We start from the raw sequence: 19,129 nt of genomic DNA, 5'->3' as shown, positions 1-19,129 counted from the left end.
TTGGGCTATCCGATGTATTTCACTCGATTTTAACGGGGTAAAATTGGAAAAATTCAATCGGAAGTTTACGCACGTGGAATGCAATTAACATATTCATAATCTACCGGGTTAAAAATGAATAATGCACAAAATTTGGAGTCTGAAGGGTTCCTGTTACTAATGTACTACTTCTTATATGCAGATGCAAGAAAGGAGATGGTGTGAAAATACCATCTCCTTTCTTTTATGTTTGATTAGTAGTGTTATTCGCTTTTCAGCACCGCCACCGGGTTACTCCTCGCCGCCTTCAACGTCTGCGAACCGATCATCATGAACGCGATCAGCAGTACCGCCAGTAAACCAGCGAACAGCTCAGTGATCTGCACGGGTGTATGATAAGGGTAATGGGGAAGTACAAAGATCCTGAAGAAGAGGTAAGTTGCCGGCAGTGCAATAATTGCGGATATTGACAGGAGGAAAAGAAAACTGCGGCTCAGCAAGTATATAAGGTTGCCGATGCCGGCCCCCATCACCTTCCGGATGCCGATCTCCTTTAATCTTGTTTCGGTGGTGAATACCACCATTCCAAACAATCCCATGGATGCGATGGAAATGGCCAGGAACGAAAGGAAGCCAATGATCTTGATCATGGTAGAAAATTCGCTGTATGCATCTGCTATTTCTTCGTCATAGAATTCAGCCATAAACGGATGCACGCGATCGATCTTCTTCCATGCGGATTCGATCTTAGCTACGGTGGCCGGCATGTCCGCGCTTTGTATTTTAGCGCTGATAATAGCCCTGTCTTCCGGTGTCCAGAAAGTGAATGCTACCGGTCCGATGAGGTTTTCCACCTTCCCATAATGAAAGTCCTGTATTACGCCAACAATGGTCAATTTTCGTCCATTCAATGAGATCTGCTCCCCGATTGCTTTCCCGGGGTTGCCGGCGCCAATGTTGAACCTTTTTAAAACCTGCTGGTTCACGATCACCTCGCCGGTGGCCTGGGCGGTGGCGGGGCGGGCAATAAAGTTTCCGCCGGCAACGAGTTTATAGTCATGCAGCGGCAAATAGTTTTCGTCAACGTGATTGGTCATAACCAGAACAGAATCCCGCGAATCTTTGTATTTCATATTGCCGCCCCAGGCGTTCCCAACGCCCGTGGTGATCAGCGAGCGGGAGAGTGCGGTTACTTCCGGCATCTCACCAAGTTCCTTGAGGAAGGCGTCCGGTTTATTATCCTGCATATTAATGTTCAGGATGTTTGCTGTACTGAATCCCAGGTCAAAAGCCAGGATGTTCTTATACTGTACATAACCAATGGCGGTTGTTGTAATAAAGATCAGTGTAACCGTGTATTGGATCACCACCAGTGCGCGCCTGAGCGTGAGGTGTTTGAACATTTTCATCGACGCAACATTTCCGAACGCATTGATGGGGCTTATCTTTGAAAAGAACACAGCGGGCATGAAACCGGCCATAACACCTACGGTAACAGAAAAAACGATGAAGGTCGCAACCATGGATGGCGTTAGATCGAGCTTTACGGTGCGCTGCATTTCCGGCGCCATATTGATCAGCAGTGGCCGCAATACGAGGAACAGGAGGAATGAAAGAAGAAGGGCTGCCAGGGAGATCATAACCGCCTCTGCCAGGAACTGCAGGCGTACCTGGCCCTTTCCGGCGCCGATAGCTTTGCGAAGGCCTATTTCCTTAATGCGGCGCATAGCGCGTGCTATGGAAAGATTGGTATAGTTGAAGCAGGCAGACAATATTACAACCAATGCCAGCCCGCCAAGGATCCAAAGTACAACAGGAGACATGTGAGGGCCCGTATAGCCAGGGCCACCCTCAGATTGACGGAGGCTTTCTCCCACCACAATGTTATATAAAGGGAGGAGCTCGAGCTGGATCTTTGAATTTTCTCCGGCGAGGTTTTCTTCCTTTGCAATTGCGTGGAGCTGGGACCGGATGGCAGCCATGTCCGCATTTTCAGCGGGGAGGAGATACACGGAGTTGGACCACATGTCCGTCCATTCCCCTTTATTGTTTTGTTCAACGGTGGATAAGGATACCAGCGCTTCGAAACTGATATGGGAAAAGAAGGGAACGTCCTTCATGATCCCGGTCACCTGGTAAATGAGTGTATCCACCTGGATGGCCTTGCCGAATGCAGCCTGGTTGCCGAACAATTTCCTTGCTGCCGTTTCCGTGAGCACAACTGAATAAGGATCTTTCAGCGCCGTTGCGGGGTTGCCTTCCACCATCGGAAATGTAAAGGTCCTGAACAGCGAGGACTCGGCCCAGAAACCCCGGATAGGAAGAACATTGTCGCCCACCCTGGCATCACCCGAAAAGTTGTTGCGCATAGTAGTCACTTCTTCTATGCCGCTTACTTTCTCGCGGATGAGCTTTCCCGTTTTTGCGGATGTGGTGGCAAACTTGCCGTTGTCTTCATTATTGGAGGTCAATACATTGGTAATGCGATAGATCCTTTCGCCATTTTTATGGAACCTGTCGTACGAACGCAGGTCGAGTACAAACGCTATCAGCAGTAAGCCAACGGACATGCTGATGGCAAGGCCAAGGATATTGATGAAGGAGAACAGCTTGTTGCGCATGATGTTGCGCCCTGATGTTTTGACGTAGCTTCCGATCATGATACGGTTCATAAAAAGGTTCGTAAATATTGAGCTTCGTACGGTATAACTTCGGAAGAACTTGAAGGCATCAATGATGTAGATCAGCTTTGCACGGCGTGGCCCGAGGGATTGTACATTTCGCCCGAAGCATTCGTTGAGGTCTCCTGTAAGGTCCTCTACGAGCCCGGGTTTACAATACCATTCAACAAATCGCTGCGCCCAGGCGGGCGGATGGTGTTCTTTCATGCTACATGTTTTTCCAGGCAAGCGATGGTATCCTGGCCCACAGCTGATCGCGCATGGATTTGGCGTTGATCAATGCTGTTTTTCCCTGCATAGTGAGTTCATAGAACCTTTTGCGTTTGCCGCCACGGGCATTCGTTGCTTCCCCCAGCTCGCTTTTCAACAGTCCCTTCTCTTCAAGACGGTTGAGTACTGCGTGCACTACGCCGAGTTTCACCGAGCGGCCGGTATGGTTCGAAAGTTCGTCACATATAGCTACGCTGTATGCTTCATTTGTCAATGCTGCAACGGTGAGTAGCACCAACTCTTCGAATTCTCCGAGGTTTGTACCTTTCATCTTTGATATTAATTACGTAAATGTATGTAATATATGCAAAAGGCGAATAATTAAATATTGCTTGATAAAAAAGCCTGTTCTGATCAACCTGCAATTAGTGCTGCGGCATCACAAAGCTTTTTAATGTTCCTTTGGCCGGCATTTTTCATTGCTGCCGGCCTGGCCACATGCTCAGGGGCTTTTATTTTGACAGGAGTTATTTGCAGGCAGGTTACCGAAATTAAAATGACCAGGAGCTTCATATGCGTAAAATACCCATGGCGGGGTAGTAGCGCTGTGCCAAAATGCTCAATTTCCTGTAACTTTAGATCATCATGTATTTTACCAGTTTACCCGATCATTCTAAACCTGGCTTTGATGAAGCACTGCATTTTAGTAAATTCAGAAAGCACAATATTATCTTCAATGCAGAGAGCAGGGAAAGTTATTGTGACGACCATGTAGGCTGTCTTTCCATTAAAACAATATTAAGCGGGGAGGAAATTTACGGTATTGATGGCCGGCAATTAGTGGTCCGTCCGGGCCAATTCCTTGTCTTAAATGATGATCAGCACTATTCCTGCCGCATTGACAGTAAAGAGAAGGTACAGTGTTTATCCATCTTCTTTAAAAACACCTTAGCCTCATCCGTGTTGTTCGATACACTGCACAGTGAAGAGTACGTGCTGGAACATCCCGGCGGGGGCAATGGCAATATGCCTGAATTTTTTCAGACCCTGCGTAACATAACACCGGATATGAACAGGCAATTATCCGGTCTTATACGCTTGCTTGAAACCAAGGGATATAACGAGACCATGACAGACGAGTATTTTGTGTTCATGTTACGTTACCTGGTAAACGTACATCAGCTGGATGCAAAGAGTGCCACCCGGGTGAAGGCAGTTAAAGCCAGCACCAGGAAGGAAATATATAAACGTTTGTGTATAGCAAAAGATCTCCTGCATTCCTTTCATGGGGATACCATTGATCTGAACAGGATCGGTACCGAGGCCGGCCTGTCCGTTCCACAACTGGTCAGGCAGTTTAAATCTGTTTTTCATACTACACCCTACCAGTACCTTACCGGCATCAGGCTGCAACAGGCCGCAGGTTTACTGCAACATACAGACGAGCAGGTGCAGGATATCGCCTGGATGTGCGGCTTTGAAAATGCGGCAGCTTTCAGCAGGGCATTCAAATCGGTCTATGGCGTGCAGCCAACCCGCTTCAGAACAGCGGGATAATTTGAGCATTTTTGCATAGCCGCGGTATATAGGCATCTGTACTTTTGGTGTATGATGATCAGGTTCACAATGCTGCTGTTTATTATTTGCCTGCAACAGGCTACCGCTCAGCAGGTACCAATACCACTTTACGAAACCCATGTACCTAATGCCCGCCAGGTGCCGGCAGATTACCAGGAGCAAACAGATGCCGACGGGCTTATAACCCGGATAACACAACCGGCACTCATTCCTTTTTTCCCTGAGGAACAAACTGCCACCGGTACGGCTATACTTATCTTTCCGGGAGGAGGTTATCGCCTCCTGTCGCTGGCGGCATGCGAAGAAATAGCGAAGGCGCTTAATAAAGAAGGCATTGCCGCTTTTATTGTAAAATACCGTTTACCCAATGATACGATCATGATCAACAGGTCCATCGGGCCTTTGCAGGATGCACAGGCAGCCATCAGGCTGGTGCGTAAAAGGGCAGCGGAGTGGGGGATTGATCCAAAAAAAGTAGGGATGATGGGCCTTTCGGCAGGTGGCCACCTGGTATCGATGGAAGGAACGCAACAAAACAGGGTGGTGATCAGCAACGAAGAAAAGAGCAACCTCCGGCCAGACTTCATGGCTTTACTCTATCCTGTGATCATTTATGACCCGGCCATTCCCCGTACCCGTGAAAACCTGATCGGCAAACAGCCTTCCCCGGAATTATTAAACCTCTACAGTACGGACAAACATGTAACGGCTACCACGCCACCCACCTTTATGGTACATGCCGCAGATGATGATGTGATCCCTGTTAAGAACACGCTTTCCTTTTTTGATGCCCTGCTGAAAGCCAATGTAAAGGCCGAAATGCATATACTGCAATCGGGCGGGCATGGATTTGCCCTAACCGATGCGGGCAGTAAGGACAATTGGTTCAGGATGTTCAGAAGCTGGCTGACTGAAAACGGGTTTTAAAGAGGGATGATTAACATGAAGGCCTTCAGATCAAACGATCTGAAGGCCTCTTTATAGCTGCGAAACCCCTTAGCGGCTCTTTTCCATTTGTTTAATGGCGGTCCATCCTTCCGGTGTAATACCCATGATCTCGGTAACAACGCCCAGTGTTGCATAGGTATCGAAGAACTTCATTCTTGCAATTGGGTGGTCCACTTCGCTGATAAGTGCATAACCCTGTTCCTGGAACTCCCCGATCACCTTATCGAAACCGCTGACCGGTAAACGAAAGGCCAGGTGCTGTGTGCCGCCGGCGGGAAACTTAGCAAGGTAGTCATGGAACATGCTTTGGCCGGAAAGCGGCTGAATAAGTTCAATGAAGGTACCCCCGTTATAGGTCTGCGTGGTCAGCCATTCCGCAGGCACCACTTTCCCCAGATAGCTCATATCCAGGTCCTGTGCCCGAATATGTTCCGGTTCGGGAAAGCTGATCCCCAGGGCAGTTGAAAGGAACTTTACGGAGGCATGAATGTCCGGAACCACCCAGCCGATCTGAGCGAATTCGAGTGCTGTTATGGTGTTATTAATACTACTCATATCAGATAAGTGTTTCAACAAAGTTAGAAAGGATGGATGTGCCCGGCGAGGGGTATTTACGTCAATATAAAGGCATTTTGCGACCATGTATAGCGTTAGTTGTCGAAAAACAACGGGAAGTAGCGTAACCACAACTAAGAGTGGCGGTTGTTTTACTGATTCTGGCCATGAACCTCAATATCTTTGTACTGTCAAATCAAAAAACATTGTACGTATGTTAAATGCAAAGATGATCGGCGATAAAATTGCCGCAGCACGAAAGAAAGTAAATATTTCTCAAGCCCAGCTCGCTCAGCGTTTATTTATCAGCTCGCAGGCAGTCGGAAAGTGGGAGCGGGGAGAGTCAATGCCGGATATCACTACTTTTAACAGTCTTGCAGAAATACTGGGGGTAGATCTTAACTATTTTTCAGAAAACTTCCCGTCAGAAGCCCCGGTTAAACAACCGGATATATTACCATCCGAAAAGGAGGAGAAAAAGCTTAACTGGGATATGTCCCGCGGAAACTGGGTGGATGCAGACTTTTCAGGGTTGAAGAACCTGCATGAAAAATTCAGCTCTTCCAATATGCAGCGCTGCAGGTTTATTGGTTCAAACCTCTCGGGCCTGCTGCTAAAAAGCAATAATGTGAACAGTTGTGACTTTTCCAATTCCGATTTCAGCAGCAGCCATATTCAGCACTCCCACTTAGCCAACAACCTGTTTAAGGACTGTTCTATGAAAGAAACGGAGTTTTCAGGAAGCCACATCTCCGGTTGTGATCTTTCTGGCGCCGATCTTACCGGGGTGGTGATCAGGTCCGGTGGTATGGACAAAAATACACTTGATAATGCCGTGTGGAACCGGACCTCCTTTAAGGAAACCTACCTCGGCGATATGACTTTCGGAGGAGCAATAGAAAACTGCTACTTTGAAAACTGCTCCTTCAAAAGGGTGATCTTCCAGCATGCAACGCTTACCAACACTTTTTTTAAATGCAGGAGCCTGAAAGGGATCCAGTTTATAGATTGCCAGGCAGACCGGATGACCTATGAATTCCTGAAAAGCGGGAAGGCAGATCTGAGTGGCATCACATTGTTAACAGCATAAAAAGGAACAGATATGTTACCACATGAAATTGCCATCTCGGTGCAGGGATTAAAAAAGTCCTATAAAAATATTCCTGTGCTTACGGGAGTAGATCTTGAGGTAAGGAAAGGCTGCATTTTTGCCCTGCTCGGTGCCAATGGTGCCGGTAAGACGACCATTGTTAAAATACTCAGTACGCTGCTCAGGCAAGATAGCGGAAACGCAACGGTCAACGGGTTTGATGTTGCGTCAAAGCCTGATAACGTGCGGGCTTCGATCAGCCTGACGGGGCAGTTTGCAGCTGTGGATGAGATCCTGACAGGGCGGGAAAACCTGGTCATGATAGCCAGGCTGCGGCACCTCAGGGATCCGCATCAGGTTGCCGATGATCTGCTGAAACGCTTCGGTTTGGCCGACGCTGCCAACCGCAGGGCTTCTGCTTATTCCGGGGGTATGCGCCGCAGGTTAGATATTGCTATGAGCCTTGTGGGAGATGCACCGCTGATTTTCCTCGACGAGCCAACCACCGGACTTGATCCCGAAGCACGTATTGAGGTTTGGAAGATCATCAAAGAAATGGCCGGCAATGGCAGAACAATATTGCTGACCACGCAGTACCTGGAAGAAGCCGAACAACTCGCTGACAGGATTGCCATACTTGATAATGGCAGGATCATCGTGAACGGTACACTCGCCGAACTGAAAAAGCTCTTCCCCCCTGCGAAAGTTGAATACATTGAAAAACAGCCCACTTTGGAGGAGATCTTCCTTACAATCATTGGCAAAAAGGGGGAATGATAATGGAAAAGATAGAAAACTATTTTTTCAGGGATATGGGCCTCATGTTTGGGCGTTCCATACGCCATATACTTCACCGAAGGAACACCCTGATCATAATTATACCCCTTGTGTGCATGCTGCTATTTGTATATGTATTCAGCGGCGCCATCCTGATCCTGGATATGATCACTAATAAAAAAGGAAATAAATGGAAACGATGAATAGTTATTTTTTCAGTGACATGAGCGTAATGCTCGGGCGTTCCATGCGCCACATCTTTCGCAGCCTGGATACCATCATTACGGTTACCATTATGCCCATTGCCATGATGCTGTTGTTCGTCTATGTATTTGGCGGAGCAATTCAATCCGGCACTGATAATTATGTGAATTACGTGTTGCCCGGCATACTATTGATTGCTGTTGCGAACAGCATAGGTTACGTGTCTTATCGCCTGTTCCTGGATAAGCAACGGGGCATATTCGAGCGTTTCAACTCAATGCCTATTGCGCATTCAGCCGCACTGTGGGGGCATGTGCTAACCTCGCTGGTATCCAATGCTATTTCGCTTGTGGTAATTGTTCTTGTAGCGCTCCTTATGGGCTTCCGTTCCCCGGCAGGGATATTATCATGGCTTGCCGTAGCGGGGATCATCGCATTGTTTACACTGGCCCTGACGTGGATAGCTGCGATTGCCGGATTATCTGCGAAATCGGTGGATGGTGCAGGTGTGATTGCCTATCCGATCCACTTCCTGCCGATAATCAGCTCTGCGTTTGTACCTACAGCTTCCATGCCGGGACCTGTTCGCGCCTTTGCCGAAAACCAGCCGGTGACCCCTATCGTGGAAGCTATCCGCGCGTTACTCTTAAACCAGCCGGTGGGCAACGAAATATGGATTGCTCTTGCATGGTGTGCTGGAATTATGCTGGTTGCTTACATTTTTGCGGGAAGGGTGTATAAAATGCGGGCATAGGGAATGATCGTGCTCAAATCAATGCCTCACCTGAGCGTGAGGCTTTTTTTGTTAAAGCGCTTTGTAATTCAAAGTGATTTAACTACTTTAGTGTCATGAAAAAGATCCTATTCCTTCTGGTATTCAGTAATGCGGCTTTTGCCCAACTGCCTCAGAAAGCCAAGCTCGACCAGTATTTTGACCGCCTGGCCGAAAAGAATAAAGCGATGGGGAACCTCAGCATCGCCAAAGACGGCAAGGTGCTCTACACGCGCAGCATCGGCTACAGCCAGCTCAATGTGAAGCCGTTAACAGCGGAGAGCAGGTTCCGCATTGGTTCGATCACAAAGATGTTCACTACTGCCATGATCTTTCAGCTGATAGAAGAAGGGAAATTAAAGCCTGAAGACACGCTCGCTAAATTCTTCCCGCAGATCCCGAATGCCGGGAAGATCACCATTGCGCAAATGCTCGGTCATCGCAGCGGTATCCCCAACGTAAGGCGTGCACAGGTTCATGGGAAGAATGTGAACACCCTTCCCATGAAGAAAGATGAGATGCTCACATTGATCGTTAATGGCAAGCCGGATTTTGAGCCGGGCACAAAACATGGCTACAGCAATTCCGCCTACCTGGTGTTAGGCCTCATCCTCGAAAAAGTAACCGGCCGGTCCTACGCGAAAAACCTTGAGAAAAGGGTTACCGGGAAGATCGGGCTGAAGGATACCTATATGGCCACCGGAAATATTGATGTGAACAAAAAGGAAGCACTTACTTATATGTACTTTGACAGTGCATGGAAACAGATGCCGGAAACCCATCCAGGCATCCTCTTCAGCGCAGGAGCCATTGTTTCAACACCGAATGATCTGAACAAGTTCATCCAGGCGTTGTTCGATGGAAAGATCGTATCAAAGGAAAGTCTTGATCAGATGAAAACAATGATTGAAGGGGAGGGTATGGGAATGGAACCCTTCACATTCGCCGGTAAAACCTTCTACGGCCATACAGGCGGAGCAGATAACTATGGAGCGTGGCTGGCTTACCAGCCGGAGGAAAAACTGGCAGTGGCTTATACTACCAACGCAAAGGTTGTTCCCGTTCGCGATATTGTAAGCGGGGTGATAGATATCTACTACGATAAACCATTTCAGATACCCGGCTTTGAAGCTATCGCCGTTAGTGCGGAAGTGTTGGATCAATACACAGGTATTTATACAACACCCGATGCTCCTGTGAAATTTACGATCAGCAGGCAGGGCACAATACTTTTCATTCAACCACCCGGAGAATCCAAAGCTGCCCCACTTGAAGCAATAGCACAGGATAAATTTCAGATCCAGGGAGCAATTGTTGTTGAATTCGATGCTGCGAAAAAACAGATGATCATTAAACGTGCCGGTGGACAGAGGGTTTTCACAAAAGAAAAGTAACCTTCCTAATTATGAAAAGTATCATCCGCATTTCAGGGCTTATACTGCTTATACCCCTGGTACTTACATTACTGGCCATCTGGCATTGGAAACCGGGTTCATTTATCCTGGCCTTTGTTCTCCTGATCGGTGGAGCTGGTATGGCATATGGATTGGTGACAAAAAAACTGCTGAGCAATAAACCATACCGCTTTGCGGTGGGATTAGCACTCGCGGCAGTGTTACTCCTTGTTTGGATGAATGCTGCAGTGGGAGGGATCCTGGGGGATAACCCCGCCAATATGATGTATTTCGGCGTGCTGCTTGTAGGATGCATTGGCGCGGCTATTGCAGGTTTAAAGCCGGAGGGGATGTCTCGTGCATTGTTTGCAACGGCGTTCGCTATGCTGATCGTTCCTGCTATTGCGTTGATCATTGGTACACCTGCTTTTGATAATGGTGTAGTGGCAGTCTTTGGACTTCATGCCGTGTTTGCTTTGCTGTTTGCGGGATCGGCTATGCTGTTCCGGAAAGCAGCGGTATGATGCTTGGATAATAGGCAGGTCCCTGCTGAATTATGAAGGTGCGGTTACCGCACCTTTTTTGTTTAGTCCTCTTAGGTAGCGGGTATCTGCTATGTCCTTATTTTTCCTTATTTTCATTCCATAATGCGTTGATAACTGTTAGCTTACCCAAACTTAATTATCCTTACTTATGGCTATACACAAACCCCTTGTCTTTATAGGCTGTTCTTCCGAAGGATTGGAGCTTGCAAAGAACCTTCAATATCAGCTTCAAAGCATTGCACGTACAAAAATCTGGAACCAGGGGGTATTTGCTTTAGGGGATAGTACGCTTGAAGGACTTATCCAGGCGCTGGACGACTTTGACTATGCAATATTCATCCTGAGTGCAGATGATGAGTCTGTTAGCAGAAATGAAAGATTCCTGACCAGCCGGGACAATGTTGTATTTGAGCTTGGCCTCTTTATGGGTAAACTTGGCCGGAGAAAAACTTTCGCATTATATGATGCGCATAAGCGACCGAAGATTATATCCGATCTCGCAGGTATTACACTTGCAACTTACGATAGCAGTGACCCGGACCTATCTTCATGCCTGGGCCCGGCCAGTTACTTAATCAGCAAAACAATAAAGGACAGTTTGCCAAAGCAAACATTAACTACCACATCTTTCTGGAAAAGCTATCTCGCAAACAGTTATCATATAGTAGTTGGCAGGTTCCAGGAATTTAAACATTTTGAACCTTCCGGTTTTCTTGCGGTGGGAGATGCCAGGGCCCTATCAGATGTTAGCGCATATCTCGAATCTATTGGCAGCAAGCCGCCAAAGGTAGAATATGCTGACAAAATAGATGGTGATCTGCTTGGTAATGATCTTATTATCATAGGAGGGCCGGATGCCAATGAATTATGCAAAGAAGTAGTAGCACGGCTTAGTCTCTCCCTGAGATTTGGCAACCCTCAAAAATATGAAGTGAGCTTTACCAACTCAAAAACAGGAGAGAAGTATGTACCCGTTTTAATGGATGGCAAAGTAAAAAAGGATTTTGGCGTTATCATAAAAGCTCCTAATCCCTTTAATCCTAAGCGCAACGTTATCTTATTATTTGGCGCGTTTGGATATGGAACATGGGCAGCCGTTAAACATGCCATTAGCCAGGATTTCCTCGAAAACCAAACCGTACTGGAAAATTATTTTGAATGTGTGGTGGAAACGGAGATTGTTAAAGACAGGCCCCAGGCTTTTAAAATGGTCTTTTTGGAAAAACTGGAGGTGACAGTATAAAAAAAGAGAAAGCTCCCTGGCATAAGGGGCTTTCTCTTTTTTAACAGGCACATATCACTCTGCTGTATTCTTCAATTTCATCAGTAAAGAATAGGCACCGGAAGTAACGATCTTCTTACCATCCAAACCGGGGGAAACAATCACCGTTACGCCATCGCCTGATTGCCCTTTCTCCACGGCTGTCATTTTGAAGCTGCGTTCCCCTTCCTGCACAAATACGTAATCTTTATTTTCGAAGTTTACCACAGCATCGGCGGGCAGTACTTTTTCCTTTGTATCGTTCAGGCGGATCTCCGCATTCATGTACATGCCCGGCACCAGGTTTTTATCATATTTTTCAAAATGGCAATGCACATCTGCACTGCGGTTTTCATTCAATGAATGGCTGATGAGGATAATTTCCGTGTCGTACTGCTGATCAGGCCTGCTGTTGGTATAAGCAATGGCATGCTGCCCGATGGCCAGCTTATTCAGGTCTTTTTCGTACACGGTAAGGTTCAGGTGAATGTCTTCCGGATTTACCAGTTCAAAGATTACGTCTGACGGTGTTACATATTTTCCAATGTTCACATTCACTTTACTCACATATCCGTTGATAGGGGAATAGATATTAATGGTTTGTGAAATGGTGTTTTCTGTAAGACGGGTGGCATTTATGCCTATCAGGCCTAATTTAACGGCAAGGGCCTTGCTTTCGATCGTAAGGTTCCTGAATTCGTTCTCCGCCTGTTGCATCACTTTATCACTGCTGGCTTTGCTGCTGTTCAGTTCCTTCTGCCTGTCGTATTCTTTAGCGGCATAGTTCAGTTTATTCTTTGCCGTAAGGTAATCCTGCTGCAGCTGGATGTACTGGGGATCTTCCAGAACAGCCAGTAATTGCCCTTTGCGCACATGGGTGCCGGGCATCATACTGGTAGATCTCAGGTAGCCGCCCAAAGGAATACTAACGGATACAAGGTTTTGAGGCGGTACATCAATCTGACCGCTGAGCTTAAGGTTCCCGCTCATGTTTTGCAACCTGAGTTCCCCCGTTTGGAGGTTGATGTTCTTAAGCTGCTCAGGGCTTAATGTAACAATATCTGCACTGCCCGTTTCCGGAATATTCTCTGATGCGGGTACAGGGCTGCCGCCACAGCCGTAGAGTGATAAAATGATCGCGCAATGAAAAATGAGTTGATAGTTCATGATTATTTAGCTAAAAGGTAGTTCAGGTTAATAATGCTATTGTTCAGGTTTTTAACGGCGTCCAGGTATTCGAGCTGTGTGCTCAGCGATTGCTGATTTAACACCGTCCATTCCAGGAAATTAATTTCACCGCCCTGCAGTTGCCTGTTAAGGGTAGCAGTGATCTCCTGCGCATTTTTCAACGTGCTTTTTTCAAAGTCCGATACAATTTCCCGGAATTGTTCTACCTGGCTTAAGGCACCGGAGAATTCAGCATGCAGCACTTTTGTACGGTAGGCTGTTTCGTTTTGGGCAATGCTTTGAAAAGTTCTGGCAGACTTCACCCTGGCTTTCTGAGATCGCGAAAATATCGGGACTTCCAGGCCCAGCTGAAAAGACTGAAAGCGATCCGAACGTGTATAAGTAAGCCCATCCCGGATACTCAGGTTGTTGTAACCAACACTGAATTCCGGCAGGAGCTTCGATCTTTCCACCAATACAGCTGCCTGTGCTGCTTTCTCCTGTTGCTGCTGTAATTTCAGTGCAGGGTGTGCTGCCAGCGTGGCGGTATCTGGTAAAGGTGTATCCAGCTTATAGGCGGTTGCTTCCGGTATGCGCAGGTCGTTTGTATTGAGTAACAGCATAAACTGTTGCAGGAGTATGGTCTTCTCCTGCTTGAGGCCCTTTTGCCAGATCCTGAGTTGCATGAGCTGGTTTTCGGCACTGGTTTTCTCCAGCATATTGGTTTCTCCTGCCTTCAGCCGCAGTTCGGCTTTTCGCAGGAAGGCGCTGTAGGTAGTGTCCATCTTACGCAGCAAAGATTCCTTTTCACCGGTCAGCAACAGCTCGTAAAATATAGTAGTGGTGAGTTTCCTGATCTCCGCTTCCTTAAGCTCTACTTCCAGCAATGCCACTTTCCATTCCTCACTCAACTGTTTGCTTTGCTGCTGGTACACAGTAGGCAGGCTGAAATTTTGCATCACGGATATCCTGTCATCTGAAAACGGGCTGTTGAACTTGCCATATTCTGCATTGATAGAAGTTTTCGGAAGATTTACGCCCGATCTGATCAGCGCTTTTGCCTGTTCAGCTCTCAGTTTGCGGTTCTGTACCAGCAGATTGTTGGCCACTGCTGTATCCAGCGCTTCCGCTATACCAATAGGTTTTTGTGCTACAGATGGTAAAGCAGTGAGCAGCAGCATGGCCCCAACAACAACTTTCTTCGGCTTTAGCTTAACCGCTTTTTCAAAAGCGATGTAAAGGATCGGCAGCACAAAAAGTGTAAGCAATGTAGCAATCATAAGTCCACCGATCACCACTGTTGCCAGTGGCCTTTGAACAGCGGCACCTGCACCGTTGCTCAATGCCATCGGTAAAAAACCAAGCGAAGCTACAAAGGCCGTCATCATCACCGGTCTTAAACGGGTTACGGTTCCCTGGACAACAATTTTCTTCATATCGGTTTCTCCTGAATTTTTGATCCTGTTGAATTCTGCCACCAGTACAATCCCATTTAAAACAGCGATGCCAAAAAGGGCAATAAAACCTACCCCGGCGCTTATGCTGAATGGCATGCCGCGCAATGCCAGCAGGAAGATGCCGCCTATGGCAGAAAGTGGGATGGCCGTATAGATAAGCAGGCCATATTTAATGGAACTGAAAGCGAAGTACAATAGCAGGAATATGAGGATTAAAGAAACGGGTACAGCCACAGAAAGCCTTGCCTTTGCTTCGTTCAGGTTTTCGAAAGAGCCGCCATAGCTAACGGAATAACCCGTGGGTAGTTTTATGCCGGCACGGACCTTCTCCTGCAATTCTTTCACAATGCTTTCCACATCCCGGCCACTTACATTGAAGCCCACCAGGATCCTTCTCCTGGTATCTTCCCGCTGGATCTGGCTGGGACTGTCTACCAGTTTTACAGCGGCCACCTGGTTCAGGGGGATCTGTGTGCCGGCAGGGGTGGGGATCAGCAGGTTCTGTACATCCCTGATATCTGTACGTTGCTCGTTTTGCAGGCGTACAACCAGGTCAAAACGTTTTTCTCCTTCAAAGACAAGGCCGGTGCTCTGGCCTGCAAATGCGGCATTGATGTTCCGGTTGATGTCCGCAATATTTAATCCGTACTGCGCAATGGCGGCGCGGTTATATTTCACAACAATCTGCTGTGTTCCGGTGATCTGCTCTACATAGAGTTCAGTAGTGCCTTTTACGGTTTTAACGATGTTGCCGAGCTGTTTGGCGTAGATGCCCAATGTATCCAGGTCCTCCCCGAAGATCTTACACACCACATCCTGCCTGGCCCCCGTCATCAGTTCATTGAACCGCATCTGCACGGGAAACTGAAAGCTGGTGGTTACCCCCGGCACTTCTGTGGCGGCGGTTCCCATTTTATCTGAAAGCTCATCAAAGGATGTGGCGGAAGTCCATTCCGATTTAGGTTTCAGATTAATGATCATATCACCCATATCCATCGGAAGCGGCTCTGTGGGTACTTCACTGCTGCCGATCTTGGTTACAATATTTTTCACTTCTGGAAAGCGGCTTTTCAGGATGCCTGCTACCTTCTGAACGTTTTCAATAGTGGTATTGAGGTTACTGCCGGAAAGCACACGTGTTTCCACCGCAAAATCGCCTTCTTCAATAGAGGGAATAAATTCTCCGCCCAGCCGGGTAAGCACAAACACCGCCAGCACAAATAATACAACCACCGTGGCTACGATGATCTTCGGCACCTTCAGTGCCTTTGTAAGCAACGATCTGTAGCGTACTTCGATCTTAGCCATGATGCGGTCTGAGAGGTTCTGTTTTACTTTGATCTTCCGGCTCAGAACAAGGCTGCTCATCATGGGGATGTAAGTGAGCGAGAGTATAAAGGCCCCCAGCAGGGCAAATGCTACCGTTTGTGCCATGGGTTTGAACATCTTCCCTTCAATCCCTTCCAGGCTGAAGATGGGGAGATAAACGATGAGGATAATGATCTGTCCGAATACCGCACTGTTCATCATTTTAGAAGAAGCACTCTTTACTTCTTTATCCATATCCTGGCGGGAAAGCAGTTTCTTCCTGTGGCTGAGCTGGTGCATTACTGCTTCCACGATGATCACGGCACCATCAACAATAAGCCCGAAATCCAGCGCGCCGAGGCTCATGAGGTTACCACTTACGCCAAAGAGGTTCATCATAATTACAGCAAACAGCATAGACAGCGGGATCACCGAAGCCACCAGCAGTCCCGCCCTTAAATTACCCAGGAAGATCACCAGCACAAATACAACGATCAGCGCTCCTTCCAAAAGATTTGTCTGCACTGTTTGAATGGCATTGCTGACCATATTGGTACGGTCCAGGAATGGCTCTATTACCACACCTTCAGGCAGTGTTTCCTGGATCTCCGCAATTTTGCTTTTGATGTTTTTGATCACCACATTACTATTGGCGCCTTTAAGCATCATCACAATAGCGCCGGACACTTCTCCTTCATTATTGTAAGTGAGCGCGCCATACCTTGTGGCTGCGCCGATGTTTACCTCCGCAACATCCCGTATGAGCAGGGGGGCACCGCCGTTGACGTTCCTGATCACTACATTCTCAATATCTTCTTTGCTTTCGATAAGCCCCTCACTCCTGATGTACAGCACAGTGGATTGCTTTTCGATATAAGAGCCCCCGGTGTTTTCATTGTTTGTTTCCAGTGCGTTGAACACATCCGTGATAGTAACACCGTGTGCCTGCAGTTTACCGGGGTTAATGGCCACCTGGTATTGCTTCAGTTTACCGCCAAAGCTGCTTACTTCGGCTACACCTTTCACGCCGAGCAGTTGCCGGCGAACGATCCAATCCTGGATAGTGCGCAGCTCGGTGATGTTGTATTTGTTTTCGTACCCTTTTTGGGGTTTCACCACGTATTGGTAGATCTCTCCCAGGCCGGTGGAAATAGGCCCCATTTCAGGTTTACCGATACCGTCCGGTATGGATTCCTGTATAACTGCCAGCCTTTCAGATACCTGTTGCCGGGCGAGGTATATATCAACATCGTCATTAAACACCAGTGTAACCAGTGAAAGGCCAAACCGGCTATAACTGCGGATCTCCGTGATGCCGGCTATATTGCTGCTGGCCTGTTCAACCGGGAAGGTCACCAGGCGCTCAATATCCGTAGCGCCGTAAGAAGGGGCTATTGTAATGATCTGGACCTGGTTATTGGTAATGTCCGGTACAGCATCTACCGGTAGTTTAAAGAGTTCGAAAAAGCCATATATAATAAGGGCGATAGTAAATAATGCCACCACGAGTTTATTCCTTACGGAAAACCCGATAATCTGATTCAACATAGATTTAATTTGATCGATCCGTAAATGAGTACAGGCAGATTATGCCTTATGCCACGATGGATGACCCTGGCTTTGGAGGCTGCCAGATCTTGCTGATAAGGGCGGAAGGGATAAAATGATCGTTCCTGGAAAAAGTTTTGCCGGCGGTTAATGGAAGCAGGGGCTTTCTCAGGTCAACAAAATAAGAAGCAGGTATAACCGGACTGAGCGATGTATTGGAATCTACCTGTTTAAATGGCAGCTGGTTGTCCCGATCTTCATCGTCATCCGTATGTGGGATATTATTATAATGATCGGTGATATATTCGGAGAACGTAATATGGTTGTTTAGTAACTTATGCTCATAGAAATGCTGAAAGAGCACGGGTAATTTAGCTATTTCCCGCAGCCCTGTACCTGAAATAAGGTAAACAGTAAATAAAATGAGTGTGATCCGTTTCTTCACCGGGGGCAAAGGTAACCAGGATTGTCTAAATTCTATAACATACCGCATTAATATTCATACCCGCACCCACAGAGGCAAACACCACAACATCCCCGGCTGATAGCTGGTGCTGGGGGAAAGCTCCTCTTTTTACCATATCAAACAGCGTTGGTACGGTGGCTACAGAACTGTTGCCCAGTTCGCGTATGTTCATGGGCATGATATTTTCCGGGAGAACCGTCTGATCATAGAGGGAATAAAGCCTTTTAACGATCGCTTCGTCCATTTTTTCATTTGCCTGGTGGATAAAGATCTTGCGTACCTCGCTCAATGGCACGGCCGCTTTATCAAGGCAGTCCTTAATAGCGAGTGGTACATGCTTTAGCGCGAACTCATATACTTTCCTGCCCTGCATTTTAATATACCGTATGCGTGCATCAGAGCCGGGATAGTTGGCCTTTTCCATATTGATGTATTCCAGTTCGTCAACAGCAAAGGATTGAACGCTGCTGCCCAGGATGCCGGCTTTGCTGTTTTCCCTGGCTTCCACAACACAGGCGCCTGCTCCGTCGCTGAAGATCATGCTGTCCCGGTCATAGATGTCAATAACACGGCTTAAGGTTTCAGTGCCTATCACCAGGCAGCGTTTTGCAACACCTGCTGCGAAATAGATATGCGCCTGTATCAGGCCCTGCACCCAGCCGGGGCATCCAAACAGGATATCGTAAGGTATACAGGAAGGATTATGGATGCCCAGCGCATGTTTTACGCGGGAAGCAAGCGAAGGAACGGCATCTGTTTGTATGGTATGTTTGATCACATTCCCGAAATTATGCGCCAGGATAATGTAGTCGAGCGTTTCAGGATCAATATTGGCATCTGCGATGGCAGCTTTCGCGGCCAGGCAGGCCATTCCGGAGGCATTCATGTCTTCTCCTGCGTACCGCCGGGCCGCAATGCCGGTGATCTTTTCAAATTTCTCTATGATCTCTCCGGCAGCATTGGGAATAGGCTCCTGTGTGTTAGTATAAAAATTGTTGATGGCGAACTCACTGTTATTTTTAATAACATCGGGTATATAACTGCCCGTTCCTATGATGACGGTGTCTGTGCTCATGAATGTCTGTCTTTAAAATAATAATTGAATATAAGGCACAAAAACCTTGCTAAACCATATTACAATAGAATATTGGAAAGGTTGAAAATACACTTATTTATTTCTATCTTACCC

16 protein-coding genes are annotated in these 19,129 nt (G+C 47.3%); 9 read left to right on the top strand and 7 right to left on the bottom strand.

All coding sequences use genetic code 11. From position 1 onward, the window contains the following. Positions 1-242 precede the first annotated feature (242 nt). Together BUR42_RS10530 and BUR42_RS10525 are read right to left on the bottom strand one after the other, a co-directional pair. Positions 243-2,867: an ABC transporter permease gene (locus BUR42_RS10530; protein WP_234979649.1), complete on the bottom strand. Its 2,625-nt coding sequence runs from the start codon at positions 2,865-2,867 to the stop codon at positions 243-245. Position 2,868: 1 nt separating this feature from the next. After that, the gene (locus BUR42_RS10525; protein ID WP_074239191.1) at positions 2,869-3,201 is read right to left on the bottom strand and encodes a PadR family transcriptional regulator; all 333 of its coding nucleotides are present in this window, start codon (positions 3,199-3,201) and stop codon (positions 2,869-2,871) included. A 314-nt stretch (positions 3,202-3,515) separates the two neighbouring features. Between BUR42_RS10525 and BUR42_RS10520 the strand changes: the two genes are divergently transcribed. Both BUR42_RS10520 and BUR42_RS10515 read left to right on the top strand, forming a co-directional pair. Next, positions 3,516-4,427 (top strand): AraC family transcriptional regulator, encoded by a 912-nt coding sequence (locus tag BUR42_RS10520; RefSeq protein ID WP_074239190.1) that lies wholly within the window; start codon positions 3,516-3,518, stop codon positions 4,425-4,427. A gap of 51 nt (positions 4,428-4,478) precedes the next feature. Then, a complete protein-coding gene (locus tag BUR42_RS10515) occupies positions 4,479-5,375 on the top strand; it encodes an alpha/beta hydrolase (RefSeq protein WP_074239189.1) in 897 nt (298 codons plus the stop codon). Positions 5,376-5,444: 69 nt separating this feature from the next. Here BUR42_RS10515 and BUR42_RS10510 read toward each other — a convergent pair whose 3' ends face one another. Further along, positions 5,445-5,951 carry a VOC family protein gene (locus BUR42_RS10510; RefSeq protein ID WP_074239188.1) on the bottom strand — a complete coding sequence of 169 codons (507 nt, stop codon included), beginning with the start codon at positions 5,949-5,951 and terminating at the stop codon, positions 5,445-5,447. 214 nt (positions 5,952-6,165) lie between these two features. Between BUR42_RS10510 and BUR42_RS10505 the strand changes: the two genes are divergently transcribed. The 7 genes from BUR42_RS10505 (at position 6,166) to BUR42_RS10475 (ending at position 11,976) form a co-directional block, all read left to right on the top strand. Next, positions 6,166-7,041: a pentapeptide repeat-containing protein gene (locus tag BUR42_RS10505; RefSeq protein WP_074239187.1), complete on the top strand. Its 876-nt coding sequence runs from the start codon at positions 6,166-6,168 to the stop codon at positions 7,039-7,041. Positions 7,042-7,053: 12 nt separating this feature from the next. Beyond that, on the top strand, positions 7,054-7,818 hold the full coding sequence (locus BUR42_RS10500; protein ID WP_074239186.1) for an ABC transporter ATP-binding protein: 765 nt from the start codon (positions 7,054-7,056) through the stop codon (positions 7,816-7,818). 2 nt (positions 7,819-7,820) lie between these two features. Next, the gene (locus tag BUR42_RS10495) at positions 7,821-8,021 is read left to right on the top strand and encodes a hypothetical protein (RefSeq protein ID WP_074239185.1); all 201 of its coding nucleotides are present in this window, start codon (positions 7,821-7,823) and stop codon (positions 8,019-8,021) included. Further along, entirely contained in the window at positions 8,009-8,776 is a 768-nt protein-coding gene (locus tag BUR42_RS10490) for an ABC transporter permease (RefSeq protein ID WP_074239184.1), read from the top strand. Before BUR42_RS10495 ends, BUR42_RS10490 begins: the two co-directional genes overlap by 13 nt. A gap of 95 nt (positions 8,777-8,871) precedes the next feature. Further along, the gene (locus BUR42_RS10485; protein ID WP_074239183.1) at positions 8,872-10,188 is read left to right on the top strand and encodes a serine hydrolase domain-containing protein; all 1,317 of its coding nucleotides are present in this window, start codon (positions 8,872-8,874) and stop codon (positions 10,186-10,188) included. An 11-nt stretch (positions 10,189-10,199) separates the two neighbouring features. Continuing rightward, positions 10,200-10,712 (top strand): hypothetical protein, encoded by a 513-nt coding sequence (locus BUR42_RS10480; protein ID WP_143197405.1) that lies wholly within the window; start codon positions 10,200-10,202, stop codon positions 10,710-10,712. A 169-nt stretch (positions 10,713-10,881) separates the two neighbouring features. Then, complete coding sequence (locus tag BUR42_RS10475; RefSeq protein WP_074239182.1) at positions 10,882-11,976, top strand: TIR domain-containing protein; 1,095 nt, start codon at positions 10,882-10,884, stop codon at positions 11,974-11,976. 54 nt (positions 11,977-12,030) lie between these two features. Here the strand turns inward: BUR42_RS10475 and BUR42_RS10470 are convergent, their stop codons facing one another. Genes BUR42_RS10470 through BUR42_RS10455 form a run of 4 tightly spaced genes read right to left on the bottom strand, consistent with a single transcriptional unit; the run spans position 12,031 to position 19,015 of the window. Next, positions 12,031-13,161 (bottom strand): efflux RND transporter periplasmic adaptor subunit, encoded by a 1,131-nt coding sequence (locus BUR42_RS10470; RefSeq protein ID WP_074239181.1) that lies wholly within the window; start codon positions 13,159-13,161, stop codon positions 12,031-12,033. Between the two features lie 2 nt (positions 13,162-13,163). After that, positions 13,164-17,474 carry a CusA/CzcA family heavy metal efflux RND transporter gene (locus BUR42_RS10465; protein WP_074239180.1) on the bottom strand — a complete coding sequence of 1,437 codons (4,311 nt, stop codon included), beginning with the start codon at positions 17,472-17,474 and terminating at the stop codon, positions 13,164-13,166. Between the two features lie 46 nt (positions 17,475-17,520). Further along, a complete protein-coding gene (locus BUR42_RS10460) occupies positions 17,521-17,919 on the bottom strand; it encodes a hypothetical protein (RefSeq protein WP_143197404.1) in 399 nt (132 codons plus the stop codon). A gap of 25 nt (positions 17,920-17,944) precedes the next feature. Continuing rightward, entirely contained in the window at positions 17,945-19,015 is a 1,071-nt protein-coding gene (locus BUR42_RS10455) for a 3-oxoacyl-ACP synthase III family protein (RefSeq protein ID WP_074239178.1), read from the bottom strand. Positions 19,016-19,129 lie beyond the last annotated feature (114 nt).

The organism is Chitinophaga niabensis (assembly GCF_900129465.1).
Classification (GTDB): domain Bacteria; phylum Bacteroidota; class Bacteroidia; order Chitinophagales; family Chitinophagaceae; genus Chitinophaga; species Chitinophaga niabensis.
The sequence above is the reverse complement of the archived record's forward strand: the minus strand, read 5'-3'. Positions and strand labels throughout refer to the sequence as shown.